This window comes from Natronospira sp., from assembly GCF_007134575.1.
Lineage (GTDB): Bacteria > Pseudomonadota > Gammaproteobacteria > Natronospirales > Natronospiraceae > Natronospira > Natronospira elongata.
This window is the reverse complement of the sequence record NZ_SLKM01000220.1, coordinates 1-5013: the sequence shown is the minus strand read 5'-3', so window position 1 is coordinate 5013 and position 5013 is coordinate 1. Positions and strand designations below refer to the sequence as shown.

Here is a 5013-nt window from a genome sequence, read left to right as displayed (position 1 = left end):
TATCAAGCGGGCCACGTATTCGGACGCCCCGAAGGCTCTCGAGCAGCTACAGGCTTGGGGTCTTAATGCCCTATCAAGCGGGCCACGTATTCGGACTCTACGGCTCCAGAATAGCCCTGGATTCAGGGGCTTGCAAGGGGGTTTCCCGAAAATCCAAAACTGCCGCCAGGAAAAGTACATGAGCCTGCAATCTTGAGCCCTCCCTTGGGCCAATCAACCCACAAAAAGTCACATCATACCGCCCTCCAATATGACGTCTCCGAATATTCTTCTGCAACCGTATCCGGGGCCTGCTGGAAGCGTTCGGCCAGTCTGCCGCTGACGCCATCCAGTGAAAGCGGGTTGCGGACCAATGCCGATTCCTCGCCAGCCGGCAGCTCGAGGATCTGGATGTCATCACCATCCGCCGGGTCGCAGTGGGTTTCGAGTTCGCGGGCCAGGGCGGCCATGCCGGCCTGGCTCAGGCGGGTTGCGAAAACCGAGTACTGCACCCGGAATGCATGGTCTTCAAGGCACCCGGCTATCCGCCTGCGACGGCGGGCACAAGTGATGTCATAGGCGATCAGCCAGTCACGCTTTCTGTTGCTCATGATCAAAGCTCCCGGATCAGATGGTAGATCGATTGAAGAAGCTGTCGGCGAATGCCATGCCGGAGCCCCGCCCAGTGATTGGCCACCGCCCTGCGGGCGGCAGGATTCATGCGACAGCCATGTTGCGTGGCTTTGCTGAACTGATCAGAGCGAAGAATGCCCTGGGAGAAGAGCTCCTGGGTCATCAGCTCCACCCGATGCCGCACCACTTCCATCAAATCACAGGCCAGGGCCGGGCGATTCCAGTCGGCTTCGTGGAGATAGCCCTGCATGGGGTCCAGGCCCACCTGATGGCAGACGGTTTCGGCTTCCCGCACGAGAATGGTGGAGAGGTAGGACAGCACGGCGTTGGCCGGGTCCCTGGGCGGGCGGCGGTTGCGGCCGGCAAAGCCCGCCGAGGCGGGCAGGCAGCGGCCCCAGGCCTGGAAGTAGGCGCGGGTGGCACGGCCTTCCAGGCCCCGCAGGCGGGCGAGGCTGCCGGCGGCGCCGAGCTTTCTGCGGCTGGACCGGGCAATGGCGGCCGCGCGAATCAGCTCGCGGCGGTGTTCGGGCCGGCGGCGGGCGAGCAGACGCAGGACGGCCTGCTGGCCCCTGAGACGAGCAGCCACAAAGGGCCGGGCCAGGGCAAGGCTGCGGGCCGGGTCGATGGCAGCCAGATACTGGTCGCGCCGGCGCCGGGCGGTGGCCCCGGGCGGGGCGGCCATGACACAGGCCCTGCCCTTTCTGGCCGGCAGGGCGGTGACCGGGATGCCGGCCTCGCTGAGGTGACAGAGCAGGCTGGAATCCAGTTGCACCTTGCTGGACAGCAGCAGGCCATCCATCTGGCTGAAGGGGATGCGGTGGCGCAGGCCCTGCTCATCGTGGACCAGCAGGCTCTGGCGTTCCCGGCTCAGGCGAAGGCGGGGCTTGTCAATGACAACGGTATGCATGGGCGGATCCTCTATTGTTGCTAGGGGCCACCGGCGTGGCCGGCTTTCAGATGAGAATGGCCTGATGAGGCTGGGGTGGGCCGGCCAGGCCCTGTATGGCGGCCTCTTCCGGGGCCTTTCTGACCACCGTGATGATGAGGCGGTCTTCGCGGGTGGCAATCCGGCTCAGGGCTAGGGTCAGCAGGCGGCGATCTTCCGCGCTCAGATGACAGAGGCGGACCGAGCCCTGGTAGTGGATGCAGAAGGGCTCGACCAGGCGGTCGAAGGCGATGCGGCGTTCATTGTCGCTGGTATCCCAGCTGATGAAGGTCAGTTGCGTGGCGCGGGACATGGGCCTCTCCGGTCTGGGTGAATTCACTGGTATAACGGCAAATTCATGCACCACAAGCCCCCGGCAGCGGCAACGCGACATTGCCTGTCGCATCGCCACGCCGGGCTGGTGCCCGGGCTCAATGGATCGGGATGGCGTCGGCTGACTGGCCTGGCGTTGATGCTTTCGCCGGGGTGGACGGATCGATGGATTCGATCAGCCGGGCTTCCAGGTCCGGGGGCAGGCGGACACAGTCGCCGGCCTCGTAGACCGAGATCCAGTCACTGAACAGATACAGGCCGCCGGGCGCGAAATGGGCGGCAAAACGAAAGCGCAGGGGCTGAATCTCCAGCACCCCGTAGCTCGGAACACCCCAGCGGCGAAAAGCGGACTGATGCCAGTCGATGCCGTTCCAGCGGCAGTGATGACGCAGGCTGCTCAGGCGGTACTGGCAGTGGCTGCGCTGCTCCCGGAGCAGACGGTAGCGGCCCCGGCGGATTCGGTCGGCCCAGCCAACATGGCAACACAGGGCATCGCGGTAGACCGGCCCGTCCGGCAGGTCACCGAGAAAGACATCCACGGTCACCGCCCCCTGCACACCCGGCATGACGAATCGCTTCATGGCTACCCCCTTTTCTCTGGCTGTGGTCCCATTGCGAACGGCTCATTCGCGAACGGCCCATTGGACCCACGGCCTGTTCCTGACCGCCCGTACAGGCGCGGGTTCCCCGAAAACAGGCCGCTGCAAGCTTGCAGGATTCGGCAGGAAGAAAACGGGGCCGTCTCGTGGCCCCGACGGTCGGCCCCCGGCAAGGAGTCGCTTCAGTGAGCGCGAAAACACCGTGACCGACTGCGGGCGTTACCAAGCCACTGGGCCCGCGCTGGCTGCTCCGTATTGGCCCCCGGAGCCGGGTGATTCGGTGCCGGCCTGTCCGGCCAGGCGACAGGAATCAGTGTAGTGGCCGGTGATGAAAAGGGGGCCCTTTGCAAGCTTGCAGCCCGGTTTGGTGGCAGGTCAGACAGGCAAGGGAACCTCTGATCAATGCACCAGGCGTGGAGAAATACTCTGGGGCAGAGGGGCCCTGTCCCGGTCTTCTGACAGGGGGGCGATCCACAACTCATCCATGTTGATGGTGAAAAAGTGGGGGTTTTCCAGCTCCTGGCCGGCACGCACCCGCTCGGCGATGACCGCCAGCAACTGGTTGATGGTCTCGCAGTTCCTGCGGGTGTCGGGACTGAGCGGCAGGCAGTCATAGGCTTTCAGTGTCAGGCCCTCTCCGTCATCGTGAAAATCGAGAGCCAGGCTGTCCGCCTTCTCCTGGCTGAAGTACACCGCCAGGGTCATCTCGCCGCCTTCGTTGACCACCATGGTCTCGTTGATGGTGAACGCCGCCATCTCGCAGCTCATCCCGGCCACCAGTGACGAGGGCGCGCTTTCATGGTAATCGGCGAGCGAGATCCGGCGCCGGTCCGGTTCGTCCCCGGCGGGCACGCTGTCTTCCGGCGCCTGCCCGGTCTTTTGCGGGCGTTCCCGTTCGGTGAACTGCTTGATGGCCTCGGCCTGGGGGGTGAGGGTCGGGTCCGGCTCGTGGTCCGGATCCGGATCCAGGCTTTCCTCGGGGGGCTGCCAGGCCGGGGGCATTGCCAGGCCGGGGTAGCGCTTTCGATCATAGGGCGTCGACAGCCCCTGTCTCAGGGCGCAGGGCAGGGCCTTGCCGCTTCGCTGGAAAAGGATCATGTGCGGGTTTTCCGGCTCCTCGCCCCGGAATACCGCCTCCTCGATCGCCTGGAGCAGGACACAGAGGGGTGATTGCCCCGGGAAATCGGCATCGTGGTGAACATGGTCGTAGGGCAGGGCCATTTCCGCAAAGGGGCCGACGAGCAGGTCGACCACCCCGGGCCGGGTATCGTCAAAGAAAACCCCAAGCTCCAGCTCATCCCGGTCCGGATGGGCACGGAAAAGATCCCTGACCCGGCCAGGCACCTTCTCGATCGAGACCGCCTCGATCCAGTCGCCCGGGCGACGGTCACGGGCCCAGGACGGTACTGCCAGTTTCCCTGTTGCGTCTTGCGACTTCTCCCAGCGATTGAATCGATTGCCCGGCTTTTCCTTCATGCTGTTCCCCCTTTATCTGGCCTGAACCTGAAATGCTTCAGGCACCATGTTTCGACTACCTGGCGGCCCGGGCGCGCAGTGCCCTGGCGACTGACTCGTGAATGGATACCGCCACCAGCAGTGCAAGGCCCAACACCCCCGCAAGGATACCAATATTGACCATCACACCATCGCCGGAAGGTGGCGTGATCATAATGAAACGGGTCACCACCCCGCTGGCGAAGTACTCGCCCCAGCTGGAGAGACAGGTCGCCAGGAGCATGGTGGCCGGCAGCGTGAGCGGGCTCCTCTCAACCATCTCCGCATACAGTCCCGAGGCGATACCCAGACAGCAGCCCGCGGCCAGCGCCACATGCGCCGGCCCACGCCATGATTCCGGAACGAAAGCACCCAGCAGGCCCAGGCCCGTCTCCATGTAATGCCAGGCCACGCCGTTGATGATCGGCATGGGAAAGGGCTCACCGGCCAGCCAGTACAGGGCCAGCAGCTTGGTGGCCGCATCGAGCCCAATCAGGCCAAGCAGTACCACGGGCACCGTCCAGGTACCCGGCAGGGTCAATAGCTTTTTCATGCACAGCCCTCCGGCAGACAGAACCCAATCGTTCGCGCCCGCGGACGCGATAGGGCGCATTGAAGCAGTTCGGGGCCAATCGTGGCGGGGCTGCAAGCTTGCAGGAAAGCTCCTGCAGCGGAAAGCCGGGTTGATTGGATAGACTGTCTGATCATGCGGGATAGCGATCAAGGGGGCGCAACGCCAATGGCCAAGGACTTCATCTGCATTGCAACCGGCAACGGTGTCGCCAATTTGCCCGTGCTGCTGGATCTTGCAAAGCCCGAGGACAAGATCCACTGGCTGGCATCGCCCCAGGCGACGGAACAGGAGTGGATAAAGCATCCTCATCAAATCCTGTGGGACCGCGGCTTCAGAAATCAGGACGTGCTGCGCGGCATGGCCCACGCCCACGACATCCACCGCGGACTCAGCAAGCATATCGATCATTTCAGTGATGAGGTGATTCTGGTCAGCAATGGCGGTACCAAGCCCATGCAGATCGCTGCCTGGGAGGC

General features: G+C 64.1%; 7 protein-coding genes. 1 reads left to right on the top strand and 6 read right to left on the bottom strand.

Going from position 1 to position 5013, the window contains the following annotated elements; translation table 11 throughout:
- Window positions 1-233: 233 nt before the first annotated feature.
- From cas2 to ACJWXQ_RS08810, 6 genes are all read right to left on the bottom strand, one after another.
- The gene (gene cas2, locus ACJWXQ_RS08835) at window positions 234-590 is read right to left on the bottom strand and encodes a CRISPR-associated endonuclease Cas2 (protein WP_406672616.1); all 357 of its coding nucleotides are present in this window, start codon (window positions 588-590) and stop codon (window positions 234-236) included.
- 2 nt (window positions 591-592) lie between these two features.
- On the bottom strand, window positions 593-1519 hold the full coding sequence (cas1, locus tag ACJWXQ_RS08830; protein WP_346053300.1) for a CRISPR-associated endonuclease Cas1: 927 nt from the start codon (window positions 1517-1519) through the stop codon (window positions 593-595).
- 46 nt (window positions 1520-1565) lie between these two features.
- On the bottom strand, window positions 1566-1850 hold the full coding sequence (locus ACJWXQ_RS08825; protein ID WP_346053298.1) for a hypothetical protein: 285 nt from the start codon (window positions 1848-1850) through the stop codon (window positions 1566-1568).
- 118 nt (window positions 1851-1968) lie between these two features.
- Window positions 1969-2451 (bottom strand): hypothetical protein, encoded by a 483-nt coding sequence (locus tag ACJWXQ_RS08820; protein ID WP_406672615.1) that lies wholly within the window; start codon window positions 2449-2451, stop codon window positions 1969-1971.
- A gap of 417 nt (window positions 2452-2868) precedes the next feature.
- Entirely contained in the window at window positions 2869-3945 is a 1077-nt protein-coding gene (locus ACJWXQ_RS08815) for a hypothetical protein (RefSeq protein WP_406672614.1), read from the bottom strand.
- Between the two features lie 55 nt (window positions 3946-4000).
- Entirely contained in the window at window positions 4001-4516 is a 516-nt protein-coding gene (locus ACJWXQ_RS08810) for a hypothetical protein (RefSeq protein WP_406672613.1), read from the bottom strand.
- Window positions 4517-4702: 186 nt separating this feature from the next.
- Here ACJWXQ_RS08810 and ACJWXQ_RS08805 point away from each other — a divergent pair.
- On the top strand, window positions 4703-5013 hold a 311-nt coding region (locus ACJWXQ_RS08805; protein WP_406672612.1), incomplete at its 3' end, for a hypothetical protein.

Coding starts and splice junctions, on each gene's coding strand:
- cas2 (WP_406672616.1), bottom strand. CDS start 590: ATGAGCAACAGAAAGCGTGACTGGCTGATCGCCTATGACATCACTTGT.
- cas1 (WP_346053300.1), bottom strand. CDS start 1,519: ATGCATACCGTTGTCATTGACAAGCCCCGCCTTCGCCTGAGCCGGGAA.
- ACJWXQ_RS08825 (WP_346053298.1), bottom strand. CDS start 1,850: ATGTCCCGCGCCACGCAACTGACCTTCATCAGCTGGGATACCAGCGAC.
- ACJWXQ_RS08820 (WP_406672615.1), bottom strand. CDS start 2,451: ATGAAGCGATTCGTCATGCCGGGTGTGCAGGGGGCGGTGACCGTGGAT.
- ACJWXQ_RS08815 (WP_406672614.1), bottom strand. CDS start 3,945: ATGAAGGAAAAGCCGGGCAATCGATTCAATCGCTGGGAGAAGTCGCAA.
- ACJWXQ_RS08810 (WP_406672613.1), bottom strand. CDS start 4,516: ATGAAAAAGCTATTGACCCTGCCGGGTACCTGGACGGTGCCCGTGGTA.